Raw genomic sequence first — 19,328 nt, forward strand, 5'->3', positions numbered from 1 at the left:
ACGCCGGAGATAATGTTGACAGCCTTACTGGATTTAATTAGCGAAACCCGTAATTCCTTCATTGATACCCTGGAACGGATGCAGGCTAACGGTCAACCCATAGTGCTTTGCGGTGCAGGGTACGTGGCTCAACTAACCTGGGATTTTATGCAGCAGCATAAAATGACTGTCGATTATGTGGCGATAAGTGATGAATGGCTTAAACCAGACAGCGAATTCAACGGCCAGCGCGTTGTTGGCTTTGACTCGCTAAAGGCAACTGGCTTGCAGTATAACTACATCATCGCCATGCAGTACATTGATGAGACGTTACGCGCCCGCCTTGCACAAAATGCCTGCGAGATCCTCTTTTACGATCCCACATTTGTTGGCATTAATGCTGGCGAGCACTTCACGACGCAGTGGTGTGAAGATCACCAGGACACGTTGAATAACTTTTACAATAATCTCAATGACGACTTATCAAAAGCCACGTTGATTGCTTACCTGAATCAGCGTATTAGCGCACGGGAAATCTATTATCATGAAGTCTTTCATCCAGAACATTACTTTCCGAAAGAGCTGATTCGTCTCGAAGCAGAGGAAGTCTTTGTTGACGGTGGCGCATATAATGGCGATAGCATAGCGGCATTTCTTGAGGCTCTTCAGCAGCAAAATGCAGGCCCACCGGCCAAAATTTTCGCCTTTGAACCAGATAAAGTGACCTTCAAATTACTGGAGCAAAATACGGAGAATTTATCCCAGTGCGTGTGTATTAACGCAGGAATTTGGCACAAAGCGACTACACTGCGTTTCAACGCCAGTCATGCCCTTTCTTCAGCGCTCACAAATGCGCCGGACGGTGATGAAATCGCGCTGGATAGCATTGATAATGTGGTTGCCGGTGAGAAAGTCACCTTTATTAAAATGGATATTGAAGGTGCAGAGCTGGAGGCACTAAAAGGCGCACAGGCGACAATTAAAACTTATCATCCGATACTGGCGATCAGTATTTACCATAAGCCTGTTGATCTCATCACCATTCCGCAATTTATTCATCAATTACACGCTGGCTATCGTTTCTATGTCCGCGCCCACCATCCAAGACTGGCATGTGAGCTGGTGTTGTATGCTATTCCTTCCCATCGAGCGTTGACCCACTAATAAATAAAGGCTTTGTTTTACAAAGCCTTTATAAATTTACGCAACGTGACGACTGAGAGTCGGCGTTTGCGCATAGCGCCGCACAATATCAATCACCCGGCGTTGATCCTCGATCTTAAGATCAGGATAGATTGGCAGGCAAAGAATCTGTTCAGCAAGCTGATTGGCAACAGGTAAATTGTCAGTTGCCGCAGAAGGCAGATGACGGTACATCGCGAATGAGCTGATGAGTGGGTAAAAATAACGCCGCGAATAGACATTTTCGGCTTTTAACGCCTCGTAGAGCGCATCCCGACTCAGCGGATAATGGCTGTCAATCAGCACCGGATAATAGGAGTGATTCCACTCAAAGCGGTCTTCTGGATCAAAGAAAGTCACACCAGGAATATCTTTTAACGCCTCGCTGTAGCGCTGTGAAATACCTGCTCTTGCAGTTAACGCATCGTCAATATATTGCAACTGAAGCAGGCCAAATGCCGCTTCAACTTCATTCATTTTGGCATTTATCCCTGGCGCGACAACGCGTGTTTCTCCGGCAAAGCCAAAGTTTTTCAGGTAGTCAATTCGCTGTTTCGTTCGGGCATCGTGACAAACAATTGCGCCCCCCTCAAAGGTGTTGAAAACCTTTGTCGCATGGAAGCTTAAAACCGACAAATCGCCGCTGTTCAGTATGCTGGTGCCGTTCTGGCTTACGCCAAAAGCATGCGCCGCATCATAAATTACCTTTAATCCATAAATATCAGCTATTTGTTGGATCTTCTTAACGTCGCAAGGAATGCCATAGCAGTGAACTGGCATGATTGCCGTTGTCTGCGGAGTGATTAACTCCTCAATGCGCTCAGGATCGATATTAAATGTGTGCGGATCGATGTCAGCAAAAACTGGCGTTAAACCATTCCACAAAAGGGTATGCGATGTCGCCACAAAGGAATACGGCGTGGTAATGACTTCACCCGTAACGCGCAGCGCCTGTAAGGCGGTTAACAGTGCCAACGTACCATTTGCAAACAAGCAAACGTGCTTGACGCCCAGATAGTGGGCCAACGCTTCTTCCAGTTGCTGATGGAATTCACCGCCGTTGGTCAGGATCCGGTTTTGCCAGATCTTCTCAAGGTAGGGCATGAACTCCTCAAGAGGAGGCAGTAAGGGACTGGTGACAAAGATATTATCGCCCATGGGCAAACCTGCGGATGATAAGGAGTTGTCTTATCATATCGAGAACAGTCGCCGGTTGATCGGCAAAATAGCCAACGTTTTAGCGCCTATTTGAACAGACCAGCCCTGCTGCTTTCAAAAAAAATGCCTGCCATCGAAGAAATAAGGGATGAAAAGGGCATCTGTTTTGCGCCTGATCTCCTCAAAGATATGCGACATTGACTCAGTCTCAGGACACATCTCTTTCGCATTAATCTCCCGCACTGGCTGGCAGCAAACACATTTTACGTGGAGCATCATGACGACGAACTCATGCATCATTTGTAACACCGAAATGAAGTTCTATTTCGAAAAAGCTAAATATCTTGCTCCTTCAGCAGAAAAATTCACCCAAAGTCTGCTGCCGGTCCACTATTACCAATGCCCGAACTGCGGATTTTTTAGTTCGAAAACCCACCAGGATCTCACGCTCCAGGAATGGGAAAAATTTAATACTGATTTTCATCACTACAATGAAAATGGCGGACGAGAAACGCTTGGTTTCAATCAACCACCCTATGCTGAACAGGCCCTGATGATTGAGTTGCTGTCACGCAACAACATTATTGACGACAGCCGAATCCTCGATTACGCCGCTGGCTATGGAACGCTTAGCCATTTAATTCAAAAGTATTTCAAGCGTAATACCTATTGTTATGACAAATATGTACGAAATCCGCAGTTTAACTACATTGACGATCCCGAAGATAAAAACTGGTCTCTGGTCATAAATTCTGCAATGTTTGAACATGTGTTAACGCGAAACGATCTGGATAACGTCAATCGCCTGGTGTCTGCCAGCGGCAGCTTGTTTATTCATACCGTCGTCGTCGAAAAAGTGCCTGAAGATCCCAACTGGTTTTACATTGATGTGCCGGTACATACCTGCGTTCATACGAATAAAAGTATGAGTATTTTGATGGAGCAATGGGGATATCGCTCGTCGGTATATAGCCCTAAGAGCAAATCCTGGGTTCTGCTGCGACAGCCTTATAAAGAGGTAAAACCTCTGGTTGAAAGCATAAATCAGGAATTGCAAACTACCTGGCTTTTCGGTACAGAAGGTTTTCTGGACTACTGGAAATAGCTGCCCGGATTTATTTTGGCAGGCAGCGTTAATTTACTGCCTGCTTTTGTAGCCAATTATTGAATGACACATCATTACGCTGTGCGTGACAGACTCATGTCAAATCCGTGATAAGAAGTTCGCATGGATTCTCTCCACCACAATACATTTCCCATGCTTTATGAAGCGCTTTTTCGAAGTTAGCGGCAACGTTATAACCCTGTTCATTTTCAACGGGAATTTGAGCACGCATTCCCCGACGAATTTCCGCGAGTTCAGGAATTTTATCACGCCAGCTCACCGCCTTATTAATGTAATCTTGTTCATCAATGGCAATAAACTGCTCAAGCTTATAGGCTCCCATTATATCCACGCCCTGCAGACAGGGTATTGTGGGACCACTCAACGTAATCGTCGGGACTCCCATCCAGGCACCATGATGCGTCGTTGTGCCACCGGTATAGGGGAAAGTATCCAGCAATATATCAATTTCGTGGTGATAAGCGAGATACTCTTCAATCTCAACAAGCCCTCTGAATATTAATCTGTCTTCTGTTATCCCAAGGTCCTGAAGGCGTTTTGTCATTGCTGCAATCATTTCTCCATCAGTCATAAAGCCCATCAGCAATTTAGACTGTGGATACTCCAGCATAATTTTCGCCCAGACCCCAAGCACATGGTCATTAAGCTTTTTCGCCCTGTTGAAACTCCCAAAAGTAATATATTTATTGCGCAGCGCAGGGAGTTCATTGATATCAGGGCATTGTGGATGCGGCTCGAAACACTTACGCGTTTCAACAAACATGATCTTTTCAGTTAACTGTTCTCTAAGAACCCGTGACTGAGTCAACGTTGTCGGCAATAAAATATAATCCATTTCCTTAAGACCGGTGGTTCCCGGATAACCAATCCAGGTTATCTGGATAGGTGCCGGACGCAGAGCAAAAGCTGGCAGACGGTTGTGAGCCGTATGACCGGATAAATCGAACAATATATCAATGCGATCTTCGACGATTATTTTTGCCAGCTCAAGATCGCTGAGACCATCAACCTGGCGCCACAGGGTCGACGTCTTACGAAAATGTTGATAGACAGCGTCATCATCCAGGAAAAGCGTACTATAGGCCACCAGGTCAAATTTTTCACGGTCCAGTGCGTTCCAGCTTGGAAGCAAGAAATTAGCCACAGGATGTTTACGTAAGTCACCCGAGACAAAACCGACCCGAAGCTTACGGTGTGGATCTTTGTTATTATTCGGAACCAGATTGAACTCACAGCCTTTAGCCCACTCTTCCGCCCGACGGCCGTATTCAAGATGTTTTAAACGCAATTCTTCTGCTTCAACGCTGGCGTCGTGACTCATCACAAATAATAAGTTACTGAAGTAACCGAAATTGTAATTGCTCATCTCAACGGCTTTTTCCATAAAATAGCGTGCTTCCGCCATTTTATGATTATCACTGAGCACTATCCCGGTTAAACCAAGTGAACTGGCGCCTGGATGCTGAAATCTCATGATTTCACGACAGCATTTTTCGGCTAACGTCATATCACCATACGCATGATGAAGAGAGGCCAGACTCAGCCAGTAGTCAATATTTTTATTGTTCAGCCGAAGTAATGTGCGGATGATATTTCGCGCAGCATAAAACTCACGCTTTCGCTGAAGTACGGTAGCGAGATCGTAGTAGATATCAAGGCTGGAAAAATAATAACCCATTAATTTACAGAGTGAACTTAGTGCATCATCCCAGGCAGATGTTAATACGCAGGCTCGTGAGTAACAACGAAGCACATGGATATTTTCAGGGTTGTCCTCCATTAAGCCACGGGCATATTCTCTCGCTTCCTGAGAATGCCCTTTGCTAATGAGACTGTTGACGTGCTCGTAAATCGCGTCAACATTCTGATCGGCTAACTCAGGCTCCAGCGTTTCATCAGCTAACATTCCCCCCTGCTGCTGGTGAACACTGAGTAATAACAACAGGGTGAGCTGAGATATTAAGACATCAGTCATTCCGACTCGTAGAAAAGACTGGAGCTGCTTTTTCCAGGCTGAAGGGGAACCAATCAACAACCCTTTCATTTTCAGCGCGGTATAATGTTCCCATGAGGACCGATCCGCGGTATTCATCTCAAACTGAATATAATTCCATTCGGCGGGAGTCATGGAAACCGGCTCCCCCCACAGGTTCATCATGGCAATATTTTCTGTCGGACGTTCGGAAGGGATTAGGCCTACCGCTGCCAGCACATCATTCTGGGCAGTGTTATATGCACCAGGAGCGGCACTCCAGAACAACCCTTCAGTCCCCGTCATATAAAGTGTCTTCAGGGAGTCCAGGACTGTTTCCTGAATATCATCTTTGTTTTCAGGTGCCTGGCAGTTAAATACCAGCTGTTCAACACTCAAAGACATTGGCCAGGCGTTGCCCAGCAGTTCCATAATGCGAATAATTATTCCATTGTCTGTACGGATAATCTTACCGTGACTGTTTTTGAATGCATTAGACGTCTTCGCCGAATCAATTTCGAGGGGGGTAAAGCTTCCGGCCCAGTGCAGGTTTTTCAGTTGGGTAAGATCCGGCTCGACAGTGGGAGTCACGGTATTCCGGTGACACAGCAAGGTAAAACGCTCTCGTCGCTGAACGGCGTAATCAAGATACTGCTGCGCCATCGTGCGACTGGCTCCGGCACTCACGGCATTGAGCATTTGCTCAATTGTCGGATGATAGTAACTGCCCAGTTCGTATTGCGGCAGCAAATCCCCGAGAAACGCCAGACCACTGTTTTCAGCCTGCGTACAGAAGGCTGCAAGCGTACTGGCTCCGTCACTCGGGATGAGATAGGCCAGCGTCAGGGTTGCGTCATCCATGGACTCGGCGATAAGCACTTCGTTTTTTAACGCCCCCTCCTCCAGCGTAACCAGCAAGAAACTCAGCATCGCACGAGCGCTTGCCAGAAGATCGGTCCCTTCTTCTGCACGCTGAAGATGAAACTGTAATGCTTCACCTAACGTACTGACGAGCGAGGATCCAGGCAGAACCGACCAGCGTATAGCGATCGCTCCGTTGGCTGATAAATGCCCCTGACACCATTTAAGCAGCGCTTCACGCTCACTTTTTCCCAGAAAAGCGAATGTTTGATGAATAATAATGTAATCAAATTCGCCCGGATCGGCCGCGAGCAAATCACCCAACCCGGCGGCAAAAAGCTCAACGTTACGGCATTCCAGCGCTGCGGCATGCTGCTGTCCCTGTAAAATCCCCTGCTCATCAACGTCAATACCGATGGCAATGCTCTGCGGGTTGGCGCGGGCCTGCAAAATGAGACGCGTCGCCGAACCGCATCCAAGCTCAAGAATGCGCGCAGTTGCTGGAAGTGGCGTCGTAAGGCCATTGAGCGCCGCGGCAGCATGGAGAGTCTCGGGGCTAATCCGATAGCAGGGATAGAGGGTCGTCACGTTTTGTTCCTGATCCTTATTATTCATTCGCAGCGCTAACGTTTTAGCGTGGGTACTGTTCTAAAAGCGACGCTTTACAGGTCTGGTAAGAACTATCGGCGTTCCCACCCACCCAGCAGAAAGCTTCAGTTCCATCATGGCTATCAAGAATTGAGGTGCGTTCTTTGCGTAAAATCGCCATTTGATCTGTCCCGGAAAGCCTGTCCAGACAGGCAAATAGTGCCACTTGTTCCAGACCCGGTACGTGATTGCCGCTACTCAGGTTCACGTCAATGAAACGGGCAACCTTATCGAAATAGCGTTGGGTGACTTCATCGGGTTGTGCATAGATAAAGCCCGCGAAAACCTCTTCCCAGAACGGAGACGTCTCACTTTGTAATAGCAGCAGCGGCGTATCTAAAGGCTTCCAGCGATGGCGAATAAGCATGTTGGTATTCATTGCGATAATCGGCGTGGCAAACGTCTGCAATGCATGGCGCAGTAAAATCATGCGACGGGACGCGTAGATAACGGCCAATGCATCACGGCTATTGATGTGTTCGTGACTGGCCGAAATGTGCAGTTCCGGGAGTTGTTCTCTCAGCGCCAGCAGGTTCTGTTTAACATCATCACCACAATTATAGAGATGCAGGTGGACATCCAGTTCGTCGTGGTTGGTGGCATGGATGGAGTACACGAGGGGGACGGCGTGCGTGTAATAGTCACGCTCATCACAGCTCAACAGCACCGTCGTTTTAGCGTTTGACGTTTTTTCAATCCAGACGTCATAGCCTGGATCGGCTATCTCAGACTCGCTGTCGTCAAGGGATCTGAAGTCGATATATGAATCAGGTAAACCACCCAGCTTGAAGATTCCGCAAGTGATCATCAACAGCGCCATAGGGTCTTCGCCAATCAGGGAAGCCTCTGCTGTCAGAGCCTGGATCACCACCATCGCCTGATTGTAGTCATCCTCCATTAAGCAGACGAGCAGAAGAATTTTAAGCACAGGCGCTGACTGACTGACCGTCGACAGATGATTGTTAATTAAGAACAGAGCTGAACTGATCTCATTAACACGGAAAAGTATCTGAATGGCGGCGACGAGATAATTGACGTTACTGTCTACTTGCAGTGCTGACACCACATATTCAGTGATCTGAGCAGTTAAGTCTGCCGGGAACGCTGGATTTTCGTCAGAATGGCCGTCATCAAAGACATGATTAGCGAGAACAATAGCACGCAGAAGATTCTTTAACGCGTCTTCTTTTTCTGCATCAAGACCCGTTTTCGCATCGCGGATCATGGGGTCAAGGAGGGCAAGATTAGCGCTTTTAAAACTAAATATTTCCGCCACTATATGCGCGGGCATAACATCCGCTTCCGGTAGATCAATCAATCGTGTAAATAGATTGCGGTAAAACTGACGCATAGCCCGGGTGCGTGCAAATTCGCTCATCTTAATAACTCATCGGTGAAATGTCGTCAAACGACCGGAATAGAGATTTTAAGAGAGTATCACTGCGCTACGGGGTCGATGACGGGAAAACATCGCTGATTAAGGTCTTATTTTACAGATTGCGTAAGGGATAAATGGCAAGAAAGCAGATAAAAAAAGGCTGCTGTTTCCAGCAACCTTTTCTGAATGGTCTGCGAAATTAACGCAGCAGGGACAGCATCGCCTGAGGAACCTGGTTTGCCTGAGACAGTACAGAAGTACCAGCCTGCTGCAGAATCTGCGCGCGAGACATGTTGGAAACTTCGGTCGCGTAGTCAGCGTCCTGGATACGGGACTGAGCAGCAGACAGGTTAGTGATAGAGTTGTTCAGGTTGTTAATGGTAGATTCGAAACGGTTCTGAATCGCACCCATGTTAGAACGAGCGGTATCAATTTTGCTGATTGCGTTATCAGCAGCGGTGATGAATGCTTTAGCAGAGCTGTTGTCGGTGATAGTACCGGTCAGACCCGTGTCGAGGCTGGTTGCTTTAGCGTTGATCAGAGCGCCAGTGGTGATAGAGATGGTATCAGTTGCGCCGGTACCAGCACCCACCTGGATGTTCAGGGATGCAGTCTGGCTACCATCAAGCAGTTTTTTACCGTTGAAGTTAGCTGCGCCAGCGATACGGTCGATTTCACCCAGACGCTGAGTGATTTCAGTGCTGACAGAAGTGTAGTCAGTAGTACCGTTAGTATCGTTAGCAGCCTGAACAGCCAGCTCACGGATACGCTGTAAGTTGGAGTTGATTTCGTTCAGGTTACCTTCAGCAGTCTGAACCAGAGAGATACCGTCGTTTGCGTTACGAGCTGCCTGAGTCATCCCTTTGATCTGGGAGTTCATGCGGTTAGCAATCGCCTGGCCAGCAGCGTCATCTTTAGAGCTGTTGATACGCAGACCGGAAGACAGACGCTCGATAGCGGTACCCAAGGAAGACTGGGATTTGTTCAGGTTGTTCTGAGTGGTCAGGGACAACAGGTTAGTATTGATAACTGCCATAATTTTAATTCCTTCAAAAATGGTTTTTAGGGTCGGTGCCTAACACTTACGGCGTCTCTCACCGTCAACAAGGTTATCGACGCTCTGCATACAGACTTTAGAAAATATCGAAGAATTTTTTTAATTGTATGTTTTTAAAGGAATTGTTTTTCCATTTACTCTTCAGTTTCTCTTTTTCGCCCATCCATTCGTGCCGGTTTTCGCAAACACACAGAACGCTTTAATTAAATTCACCCCGTCATTTGAAATATCACCTGGGGGGCGAAGCTTATATAAGCATCCATTTAAAGTGGTAATTCGCCGATTTATTTTTTTTGGCTTGCCATAAACTTTTCCTCATTAGAGCCGATATAGGTCTGAAACAACCATTGACAAGGAATAATGTATGGCGACTATCAGTAACCTCGGGGTTGGAATGCCTGGGCTGTCAGACCTGTACGATAAGTTACAGGCTGCAGAAGAGACAAAACTTACGGCCATCGCCACGCAGAAAACCAAATACGACGCGCAGATCACCGGTTACGGCAAATTACAGAGCTCCCTGACCAACCTGCAAACCGCTGCCGCTAAGCTGGCCAATATTGATACCTGGAACTCGACGTCAGTTTCCAGCACCAATACCGCGTTTTCTGCGACCACCACATCCAATGCCAATGTTGGCGAGTTTACGATTAACGTCAGTAAAATTGCCAAAGGCCAGGTTCTGACGACCGCAGCAGGCACCATCGACAGCAACACAAAACAGTTGGGTGGCACGACGTCGGGTAATAGCCGCACAATTACCATTACCCAGGCCGGTGCAGGCAGTAAACCGCTGACGGTCACACTGGCTGACGGTGATACCTCTCTGAATGGAATTGCAAAGGCGATTAACGCCGCCAATGGTGGCGTTTCCGCAAGCGTGGTTAAGGCAGATAACGGTGATTACCGTCTGATGCTGTCGTCAAAAACCACCGGCACCGATTCGGATATGACCGTATCGGTAACGGGCGATGATACGCTGAACGATATCATCGGCAGCGCTGCGCTCAACGAACAGGTTAAATCGCAGAACGCCGTCATTAACGTCAACGGTATCGACATTATTCGCCAGAGCAATGTCGTGACTGATGCGATGCCAGGTGTAACGTTGACGCTGAAAGCACCGAGCACCGCTGAGGAAACGCTTTCCGTTACACGTTCAACTGACGATAACAAAAAAGCCATTACCGATTGGGTAACCGCCTACAACTCGCTGCAGTCAACGATTGCCGCGCTGACCAAATACGAGCCCCCTGCTACAGGTGCAACAGCCCAGTCTTCCAGCAACGGCGTACTGATGGGCGACAGCACTATCAGAGGAGTACAGTCAGATCTGCGTGCTTTATTGACCAATGTCCAGAGTGGTTCCTATGCCATTATGGCTCAGTTGGGCATCACTCAGGATCCTGTTAAAGGTGCGGATGGCGCCGTAGGTAATCTGAAAATTGATGACAAGAAGCTGACCCAGATATTGTCAGATGACCCGGCTGGCGTGCAGGCTTACTTCGTTGGTGACGGTAAAACCACCGGTTTCGCCACTCAATTGAATAACAAACTGACCGATATGCTGAGCACGTCTGTCGGTAAAGAAGGGGTTATTCAAAATGCGAAGGACGGGATCAACGCCACGCTGAAATCCATCGGCAAGCGTTATGAAGCGATGGAACTCACCATTGAAGCAACGATGGCGCGTTATAAAAAGCAATTTAATGATTTAGATGCTCTGGTCACCAAATTCAACGGGACTGCCACCTATCTGAATCAACAATTCAGTACCAGCAGCAAATAAGAAAGGAACCACTATGTATAGCAAATCTGGTGTACAGGCCTATCAGAAGGTAGGTGTCGAATCTGCCGTCTTAAGTGCCAGCCCGCACCAGTTGGTTGTCATGCTATTCGACGGTGTCCATAGCGCGCTTGTTCGGGCGCGCCTTTTCCTTGAACAGGGCGATATCCCTTCAAAAGGAGAAGCGCTGTCAAAAGCCATTAACATTATCGACAATGGACTTAAAGCCGGGCTGAATATGGAGGTCGGGGACACACTCCCCCATAATCTGTCAGCACTTTATGACTATATGGTACGCCGTTTGTTGCACGCTAACCTGCGTAACGACGTCGAGGCGATCATTGAAGTTGAAGCCCTGCTGCTCAATATTTCCGACGCCTGGAAGCAAATCGGCCCGGGTTATTCTCCTACGCAGGATCAATTTTGATGAACGATTCCAGCTTATCCCTAAAAAAGTGGCATGCACTTTATGCGCTCAGCAATACCATGCTGGGCCTTGCTCAATCCGGGAAATGGGATGAGCTCATCGAACAGGAAGTTGCCTACGTTACGCTGGTAGAAAAAATCAGCGTTACCCCCTTTCCGCCTGGTAGTAAGCATATCCAGGATCAGGCCATGGTCATACTCAACAACATCCTGCAGAATGAAGTGACGCTTAAACAATTGCTGCAGGAGCGAATGGACGAGCTGCACGGTCTTATTGCCCAGACCGGCAAGCAGAAAAATGTCAACATGACCTACGGAAGGCTTTCCGGTAACGTTTTGTTTCCCGGCGAGATCAATCAGTAATCCACATTAGTGGTTTATCATCCATACTCCAGAGATTCGCCGACATCGGCTTCTGGAGCACGGAAGATGAAAAACCCCACGCTATTGCAATGTTTTCACTGGTATTACCCCACCGGCGGCGAGCTGTGGCGAGAAGTGACCGCGCTGGCCCCCAATCTTAACGAAATCGGCATCAATATGATCTGGCTACCGCCCGCGTATAAAGGCGCATCGGGCGGATATTCGGTGGGTTACGACTCTTACGATCTGTTCGATTTGGGCGAGTTTGATCAGAAAGGCTCCGTCGCCACTAAATACGGCGATAAGGCGCAGCTGCTTGAGGCGATTAACGCGTTAAAAAGCAATGACATCGCGGTATTGCTGGACGTAGTGGTTAACCACAAAATGGGCGCGGATGAGAAAGAGCCCATCCGCGTTCAGCGGGTGAATGAGCATGACCGCACGCAGATTGACGATGAAATCATTGAGTGTGAGGCCTGGACCCGCTACACCTTCCCTGCCCGCGCCGGGAAATACTCCGAGTTCATCTGGGACTTCAAATGCTTTAGCGGCATCGATCACATTGAAAACCCGAACGAGGACAGCATTTTCAAAATCGTCAACGATTATACCGGCGAAGGCTGGAACGATCAGGTGGACGATGAGATGGGGAACTTCGACTACCTGATGGGCGAAAACATTGATTTTCGCAATCACGCCGTCACTGAAGAGATCAAATACTGGGCGCGCTGGGTGATGGAGCAGACGCAGTGCGACGGTTTCCGTCTGGATGCGGTAAAGCACATCCCGGCGTGGTTCTATAAAGAGTGGATTGAGCACGTGCAGGAAGTGGCGCCAAAAACGCTGTTTATCGTCGCCGAATACTGGTCCCACGAAGTCGATAAACTGCAGCAATATATTGAACAGGTGGAAGGCAAAACCATGCTGTTCGATGCCCCACTGCAGATGAAATTCCACGAAGCGTCCCGGCAGGGTCGTGATTACGATATGAGCCAGATTTTCACCGGTACGCTGGTTGAGGCGGATCCCTTCCACGCCGTCACGCTGGTCGCTAACCACGACACCCAGCCTTTGCAGGCTCTGGAAGCGCCGGTGGAATCCTGGTTCAAGCCCCTCGCCTATGCGCTGATCTTACTGCGCGAAAACGGCGTCCCGAGCGTGTTTTATCCGGATCTGTTCGGGGCGAGTTACGATGATACCGGCGGCGACGGCGAGACTTATCATATTGATATGCCAGTCATCGAACAGCTTCACGAGCTGATCCTCGCCCGCCAGCGTTTCGCTCATGGCGTGCAGACGCTCTATTTCGATCACCCCAACTGCATCGCATTTAGCCGCAGCGGTACCGATGAAGCGCCGGGCTGCGTGGTGGTGCTCTCAAACGGCGATGACGGCGAAAAAGTGCTCTGCCTGGGTGAGAATTACGGCAACAAATGCTGGCGTGATTTTCTTGGAAACCGGGAAGAGATGATCACCACGGCAGCAGACGGTGAAGGCACCTTTACCTGTAACGGCGGTAGCGTAAGCATCTGGGTCATGGAGGATGTGTTGTAACGCGTGGCGACTTGCCGGGTGGCACAGCGCTTACCCGGCAAACTCTTTTAAGGCAACTGACTCTCAAGCGGATTTTTGGTCAGGTAATCCGCGCATTCCACCGTAGGACGGTCGACGCGCTGTAACTCCATTCCATCATACTCCAGCGTATTGCCTTCACGGTCGAGCGGATAGATCTCCAGTTTGCTGGTCACGTTGTAAAAATCATCCGAACGCAGCATGATTTTACCCGGCACCGCAATCACCCGCTGCCACTGACGACAATCCAGCGTATCGCCCTCTTGCGTCACCACCAGGGTGGCAATGGCTTCCGGGCTGACCATTTTGCTTTGCGGCCCTTTCGACTGCCAGTAGCCCGCAAGGCTGGCAGGGACAGGATGCTTAATCACTTCCTGATAATTATCGACCTGCACACAACCGGTTAACGCCAGCATTGCGCCAACCATCACTATTTTTTTCATCATCTTTCCTGCCTGCGAAGAAAAAAATATTGTGGCATTAAAGCGTTAAAGCCGCCAGCGTAAGATGCTGAATGGATTGCAGGCGTTAAACCTGCATACCCATCACTTCCTGATACGCCGCCACCAGCTTATTACGTACCTGAATACCCATCTGCAGTGAGACAGACGATTTTTGCAAATCGGTCATGACATCATTGAGCGCCACGCCTGGCTCACCCAGGGAAAACTTCTCCGCCTGCGTGCGCGCTGCGTTTTGCGTGTCACTGATGCGATCGAGAGCGGCGTGCAATTGCCCGGCAAAACTGATCTCTGGCTGCGCGTCTGCCACGCTTTGATTACGCGCCGTCATCGCCGTTGCCTGCAACTGACTGATCACCCCTTCAATGCCCTGTATAGCCATGACTTTCCCCTGGATGGTTTTTTACGCGGTCAAGACTAGCACCTTGTCAATAAGATAATGGCGGTAAATAGCGTTAAAAAACCAGGTTATTTGACCCATAGAAAATCCCGAATCATCAAATAATGGCAGGGCCATCAATATGGAACTTTTGTCGTGTTTGCCGACCCGGGAGTCAGTTTTGTTTCACTACACGAATAACGTAATCCACAACGAGCCACGAGGTGCGCTATGAATGCAACAGCATCGGCAGCACCGCAAAATAAATCACTCGAGTGGATGAACCGCCTGCGCGCGAACCCTAAAATTCCGTTGATCGTGGCGGGTGCTGCCGCTATTGCGATTCTGGTCGCGATGGTTCTGTGGGCGAAAAGCCCGGACTACCGCACCCTTTACAGTAATCTTTCCGATCAGGACGGCGGGGCTATCGTCACCCAGCTGACCCAGATGAATATCCCCTATCGTTTTGCTGATAACGGCGGCGCGCTGGAAGTTCCGGCGGATAAAGTCCACGAGCTGCGTTTGCGTCTTGCCCAGCAGGGCCTGCCGAAAGGCGGCTCAGTCGGCTTCGAATTGCTGGATCAGGAAAAGTTCGGTATCAGCCAGTTCAGTGAGCAGATCAACTACCAGCGTGCGCTGGAAGGCGAACTGGCCCGCACCATCGAAACGCTGGGACCGGTCAAAAGCGCCCGCGTGCATCTGGCGATGCCAAAACCGTCTCTGTTCGTGCGCGAGCAAAAATCCCCGACGGCCTCTGTGACCGTTAACCTCGAACCTGGCCGTGCGCTGGACGAGGGGCAAATCAGCGCCATCACCCACCTGGTCTCCAGCGCCGTTGCAGGCCTGCCGCCGGGTAACGTGACGGTCGTCGATCAGGGCGGCCATCTGCTGACGCAGTCCAATACCAGCAGCCGCGACCTGAACGATGCCCAGCTGAAATATGCCACCGACGTGGAAGGACGCGTTCAGCGTCGTATCGAAGCGATCCTCGGCCCTATCGTCGGCAGCAGCAATGTGCATGCGCAAGTGACCGCGCAGATCGATTTTGCCAATAAAGAGCAGACGGAAGAGCAGTACAGCCCGAACGGCGATGCCGCTCAGGCCGTGATGCGTTCACGTCAGCTGAACACCACCGAGCAGATCGGTGGCCAGAATCCCGGCGGGGTTCCGGGCGCGTTATCCAATCAGCCGGCTCCGGCTAACACCGCGCCAATTTCAACGCCGCCTGCCAATCAGCAGAACGGCCAACAAAATAATCAACAGCAGACTACGACGACGGCCAACAATAGCGGTCCGCGTAACAGCAGTCGTAACGAGACCACCAACTACGAAGTCGATCGCACCATTCGCCACACCAAAATGAACGTGGGCGATGTCCAGCGTCTCTCCGTCGCCGTGGTGGTGAACTATAAAACGCTGCCGGACGGGAAGCCGCTGCCGCTGACCGCCGACCAGATGAAACAGATCGAAGACCTGACCCGCGAAGCGATGGGCTACTCCGAAAAACGCGGAGACTCCCTCAACGTGGTCAACTCTCCGTTTACCGCAACCGACGAACTGGGTGGTGAACTGCCGTTCTGGCAACAGCAGGCGTTTATCGATCAGCTGATGTCTGCCGGTCGCTGGCTGCTGGTGCTGATTGTCGCGTGGCTGCTGTGGCGTAAGGGTATTCGTCCGCAGCTTAACCGCCGCGCCGAACAGCTTAAAGCCGCGCAGGAAAGCATGAACACGCGTCAGGAAACGGAAGACGCGGTGGAAGTTCGCCTCAGCAAAGACGAGCAGATCCAGCAACGCCGTGCCAATCAGCGCATGGGGGCTGAAGTCATGAGTCAACGAATTCGCGAAATGTCAGATAACGATCCACGCGTCGTCGCGCTGGTCATTCGCCAGTGGATGGGTAACGAAGATGAGTAACCTTAGCGGAACAGACAAAAGCGTCATCCTGTTGATGACCATTGGTGAAGATCGTGCGGCGGAGGTGTTTAAACACCTCTCCCAGCGCGAAGTGCAGATCCTCAGTGCGGCCATGGCCAACGTTCGCCAGATCTCCAACAAACAGCTGACGGAAGTGTTAGCCGAATTTGAGCAGGAAGCCGAACAGTTTGCGGCGCTCAACGTCAACGCCAACGACTACCTGCGTTCCGTGCTGGTCAAAGCACTGGGCGAAGAGCGTGCTGCCAGCCTGCTGGAAGATATTCTGGAGACCCGCGATACCGCCAGCGGCATCGAAACGCTCAACTTTATGGAGCCGCAGAGCGCTGCCGACCTGATTCGCGACGAACACCCGCAGATTATCGCGACTATCCTGGTTCACCTCAAACGGGGTCAGGCGGCGGATATTCTGGCACTGTTCGACGAGCGTCTGCGTCACGACGTCATGCTGCGTATTGCCACCTTCGGCGGTGTCCAGCCGGCGGCACTGGCAGAGCTGACCGAAGTGCTGAACAGCCTGCTCGACGGCCAGAACCTCAAGCGCAGCAAAATGGGCGGCGTGAGAACGGCCGCAGAAATTATCAACCTGATGAAAACGCAGCAGGAAGAGGCCGTTATTACCGCCGTTCGCGAATTCGACGGCGAGCTGGCACAGAAAATTATCGACGAGATGTTCCTGTTCGAAAACCTGGTCGAAGTGGACGATCGCAGCGTTCAACGCCTGCTCCAGGAAGTGGATTCCGAATCCCTGCTTATCGCCCTCAAAGGCGCCGAGCAGCCGCTGCGCGAGAAGTTCCTGCGCAACATGTCGCAGCGTGCGGCGGATATCCTGCGCGACGACCTCGCCAACCGTGGCCCGGTGCGTCTGTCTCAGGTGGAAAACGAACAGAAAGCCATCCTGCTTATTGTTCGTCGTCTGGCGGAAACCGGCGAGATGGTGATTGGCAGCGGAGACGATGCCTATGTCTAATGAGCTGCCGTGGAAGCGCTGGACGCCTGACGATCTGGCGCCTCCGGTAACGGAGTTTATGCCTGCGCTGGCCCCTTCCCTCACGGAAGAGCCGGACGAAGAGGAGCCGGAACTCAGCGAAGAGCAGCAACGCGCACAAATGCTGGCGCAGCTGCAAATGCAGGCGCACGAGCAGGGCTTTAACGCCGGCATGAACGAGGGACGCCAGCAAGGTCATGAACAGGGTTATCAGCAGGGTCTGGCACAAGGTCTTGAACAGGGCCAGGAACAGGCGCGTCAGCAGCAAGCGCCGATCCATGCCCGCATGCAGCAGCTGGTGAGCGAGTTTCAAAATACGCTCGATGCGCTGGACAGTGTGATCGCCTCGCGCCTGATGCAGATGGCGCTGGAGGCTGCGCGCCAGGTCATCGGCCATACGCCTGTCGTGGACAACTCGGCGCTGATAAAACAGATTCAGGGTTTACTCCAGCAGGAGCCGCTGTTCAGCGGTAAGCCGCAGCTGCGCGTTCATCCGGATGATTTACAGCGCGTGGAAGAGATGCTCGGCGCGACGCTAAGTCTGCACGGCTGGCGTCTGCGCGGCGATCCGTCGTTACATCATGGCGGCTGCAAAGTATCCGCCGATGAGGGCGATCTGGACGCCAGCGTGGCGACGCGCTGGCAGGAACTGTGCCGCCTGGCTGCGCCGGGAGTGGTCTGATGACTGCCCGTCTCACGCGCTGGCTCAACACCCTCGACAACTTTGAAACGAAGATGGCGCAACTGCCATCTGTTCGTCGTTATGGCCGCCTGACCCGCGCAACCGGGCTGGTTCTGGAAGCCACCGGCTTGCAGTTGCCGCTCGGCGCGACCTGCGTCATTGAACGGCAGGACGCCAATGAAACGCGCGAAGTGGAAAGTGAAGTCGTCGGTTTTAACGGCCAGCGACTGTTTTTGATGCCGCTGGAAGAGGTGGAAGGCATTCTGCCCGGCGCGCGCGTGTATGCGAAAAATAATGCCGGCGACGGGCTGCACAGCGGTAAGCAATTGCCGCTCGGTCCGGCGCTGTTAGGCCGTGTCCTTGACGGCGCTGGTAAACCGCTCGATGGCCTGCCCGCCCCGGACACCACTGAAACCGGCGCGCTGATCACCCAGCCGTTTAACCCGCTGCAACGTACCGCCATTGAACACGTGCTGGATACGGGCGTGCGTCCGATCAACGCCCTGCTCACGGTCGGTCGCGGTCAGCGTATGGGCCTGTTCGCCGGTTCCGGCGTCGGTAAATCGGTGCTGCTCGGGATGATGGCGCGCTACACCCAGGCCGACGTGATTGTCGTCGGGCTAATTGGCGAACGTGGCCGCGAAGTTAAAGATTTTATCGAGAACATTCTCGGTGCCGAAGGCCGCGCCCGCTCGGTGGTTATCGCCGCACCGGCGGATGTCTCTCCGCTGCTGCGCATGCAGGGGGCCGCTTACGCCACCCGTATCGCAGAAGATTTCCGTGACCGCGGTCAGCACGTTCTGCTGATCATGGACTCCCTGACCCGCTATGCGATGGCCCAGCGTGAAATCGCGCTGGCGATTGGCGAGCCCCCGGCCACCAAAGGCTATCCGCCATCGGTATTTGCCAAACTGCCTGCGCTGGTGGAACGCGCGGGTAACGGCATCAGCGGCGGCGGCTCGATTACCGCCTTCTATACGGTGCTGACCGAAGGCGACGATCAGCAGGACCCGATTGCCGATTCGGCGCGTGCGATCCTCGACGGGCACATTGTGTTGTCACGCCGTCTGGCCGAGGCGGGCCACTATCCGGCTATTGATATTGAAGCATCAATCAGCCGTGCGATGACCTCGCTGATTAGCGAAAAACATTACGCCCGCGTGCGTCACTTTAAACAGCTGCTTTCCAGCTTCCAGCGCAACCGCGATCTGGTGAGTGTGGGAGCCTATGCAAAAGGCAGCGACCCGATGCTCGACAAAGCGATTGCGCTTTGGCCGCAGCTGGAGGCGTTTCTGCAACAAGGTATTTTTGAACGTGCCGACTGGGAAGATTCTCTTCAGGCTTTAGAGCTGATTTTCCCGCAGGTGTAAAACAGGTG

16 protein-coding genes are annotated in these 19,328 nt (G+C 51.4%); 10 read left to right on the plus strand and 6 right to left on the minus strand.

Features of this window, described 5'->3' with window-relative positions:
- Positions 1–12: 12 nt before the first annotated feature.
- On the plus strand, positions 13–1,143 hold the full coding sequence (locus SOM82_RS12635; RefSeq protein ID WP_320461432.1) for an FkbM family methyltransferase: 1,131 nt from the start codon (positions 13–15) through the stop codon (positions 1,141–1,143).
- 36 nt (positions 1,144–1,179) lie between these two features.
- Here the strand turns inward: SOM82_RS12635 and SOM82_RS12640 are convergent, their stop codons facing one another.
- Positions 1,180–2,319, minus strand: a complete 1,140-nt coding sequence (locus SOM82_RS12640; RefSeq protein WP_320461433.1) for a DegT/DnrJ/EryC1/StrS family aminotransferase — start codon at positions 2,317–2,319, stop codon at positions 1,180–1,182.
- Between the two features lie 277 nt (positions 2,320–2,596).
- On the opposite strand from SOM82_RS12640, the gene SOM82_RS12645 reads away from it, so the two are divergent.
- On the plus strand, positions 2,597–3,424 hold the full coding sequence (locus SOM82_RS12645; RefSeq protein ID WP_320461434.1) for a methyltransferase domain-containing protein: 828 nt from the start codon (positions 2,597–2,599) through the stop codon (positions 3,422–3,424).
- Positions 3,425–3,518: 94 nt separating this feature from the next.
- Here SOM82_RS12645 and SOM82_RS12650 read toward each other — a convergent pair whose 3' ends face one another.
- From SOM82_RS12650 to SOM82_RS12660, 3 genes are all read right to left on the minus strand, one after another.
- Positions 3,519–6,866: an O-linked N-acetylglucosamine transferase family protein gene (locus tag SOM82_RS12650; RefSeq protein ID WP_501083527.1), complete on the minus strand. Its 3,348-nt coding sequence runs from the start codon at positions 6,864–6,866 to the stop codon at positions 3,519–3,521.
- Between the two features lie 43 nt (positions 6,867–6,909).
- Positions 6,910–8,304, minus strand: a complete 1,395-nt coding sequence (locus SOM82_RS12655) for a hypothetical protein (RefSeq protein WP_320461436.1) — start codon at positions 8,302–8,304, stop codon at positions 6,910–6,912.
- Positions 8,305–8,503: 199 nt separating this feature from the next.
- On the minus strand, positions 8,504–9,340 hold the full coding sequence (locus SOM82_RS12660; protein ID WP_320461437.1) for a flagellin N-terminal helical domain-containing protein: 837 nt from the start codon (positions 9,338–9,340) through the stop codon (positions 8,504–8,506).
- A gap of 385 nt (positions 9,341–9,725) precedes the next feature.
- Here SOM82_RS12660 and fliD point away from each other — a divergent pair, with 385 nt between their 5' ends.
- The 4 genes from fliD to amyA all read left to right on the plus strand — a co-directional run bounded on the left by fliD (position 9,726) and on the right by amyA (position 13,490).
- Positions 9,726–11,150, plus strand: coding sequence for a flagellar filament capping protein FliD (gene fliD, locus SOM82_RS12665; protein ID WP_320461438.1), 1,425 nt, complete (start codon positions 9,726–9,728; stop codon positions 11,148–11,150).
- A 13-nt stretch (positions 11,151–11,163) separates the two neighbouring features.
- Positions 11,164–11,574, plus strand: coding sequence for a flagellar export chaperone FliS (fliS, locus tag SOM82_RS12670; protein ID WP_320461439.1), 411 nt, complete (start codon positions 11,164–11,166; stop codon positions 11,572–11,574).
- Positions 11,574–11,936: a flagella biosynthesis regulatory protein FliT gene (gene fliT, locus SOM82_RS12675; RefSeq protein ID WP_320461440.1), complete on the plus strand. Its 363-nt coding sequence runs from the start codon at positions 11,574–11,576 to the stop codon at positions 11,934–11,936. The genes fliS and fliT overlap by 1 nt, the downstream gene beginning before the upstream one ends.
- 66 nt (positions 11,937–12,002) lie before the next feature.
- Positions 12,003–13,490 (plus strand): alpha-amylase, encoded by a 1,488-nt coding sequence (gene amyA, locus SOM82_RS12680; RefSeq protein WP_320461441.1) that lies wholly within the window; start codon positions 12,003–12,005, stop codon positions 13,488–13,490.
- A gap of 47 nt (positions 13,491–13,537) precedes the next feature.
- On the opposite strand, the gene yedD is transcribed toward amyA, so the two are convergent.
- Together yedD and fliE are read right to left on the minus strand one after the other, a co-directional pair.
- Positions 13,538–13,951, minus strand: a complete 414-nt coding sequence (gene yedD / locus SOM82_RS12685) for a lipoprotein YedD (RefSeq protein ID WP_154125962.1) — start codon at positions 13,949–13,951, stop codon at positions 13,538–13,540.
- An 85-nt stretch (positions 13,952–14,036) separates the two neighbouring features.
- Positions 14,037–14,351 (minus strand): flagellar hook-basal body complex protein FliE, encoded by a 315-nt coding sequence (fliE, locus tag SOM82_RS12690; RefSeq protein WP_154125840.1) that lies wholly within the window; start codon positions 14,349–14,351, stop codon positions 14,037–14,039.
- Between the two features lie 228 nt (positions 14,352–14,579).
- On the opposite strand from fliE, the gene fliF reads away from it, so the two are divergent.
- The 4 genes from fliF to fliI are packed head-to-tail and all read left to right on the plus strand — an operon-like array spanning position 14,580 to position 19,320.
- Complete coding sequence (gene fliF, locus SOM82_RS12695) at positions 14,580–16,262, plus strand: flagellar basal-body MS-ring/collar protein FliF (RefSeq protein ID WP_154125841.1); 1,683 nt, start codon at positions 14,580–14,582, stop codon at positions 16,260–16,262.
- The gene (fliG, locus tag SOM82_RS12700) at positions 16,255–17,250 is read left to right on the plus strand and encodes a flagellar motor switch protein FliG (protein WP_154125842.1); all 996 of its coding nucleotides are present in this window, start codon (positions 16,255–16,257) and stop codon (positions 17,248–17,250) included. The genes fliF and fliG overlap by 8 nt, the downstream gene beginning before the upstream one ends.
- Entirely contained in the window at positions 17,243–17,950 is a 708-nt protein-coding gene (gene fliH, locus SOM82_RS12705; protein WP_320461467.1) for a flagellar assembly protein FliH, read from the plus strand. The genes fliG and fliH overlap by 8 nt, the downstream gene beginning before the upstream one ends.
- Positions 17,950–19,320, plus strand: a complete 1,371-nt coding sequence (gene fliI, locus SOM82_RS12710; RefSeq protein WP_154125843.1) for a flagellar protein export ATPase FliI — start codon at positions 17,950–17,952, stop codon at positions 19,318–19,320. The genes fliH and fliI overlap by 1 nt, the downstream gene beginning before the upstream one ends.
- The last annotated feature ends 8 nt before the right edge of the window (positions 19,321–19,328 follow it).

Source organism: Lelliottia sp. CFBP8978 (assembly GCF_034046055.2).
Classification (GTDB): Bacteria; Pseudomonadota; Gammaproteobacteria; order Enterobacterales; family Enterobacteriaceae; genus Enterobacter.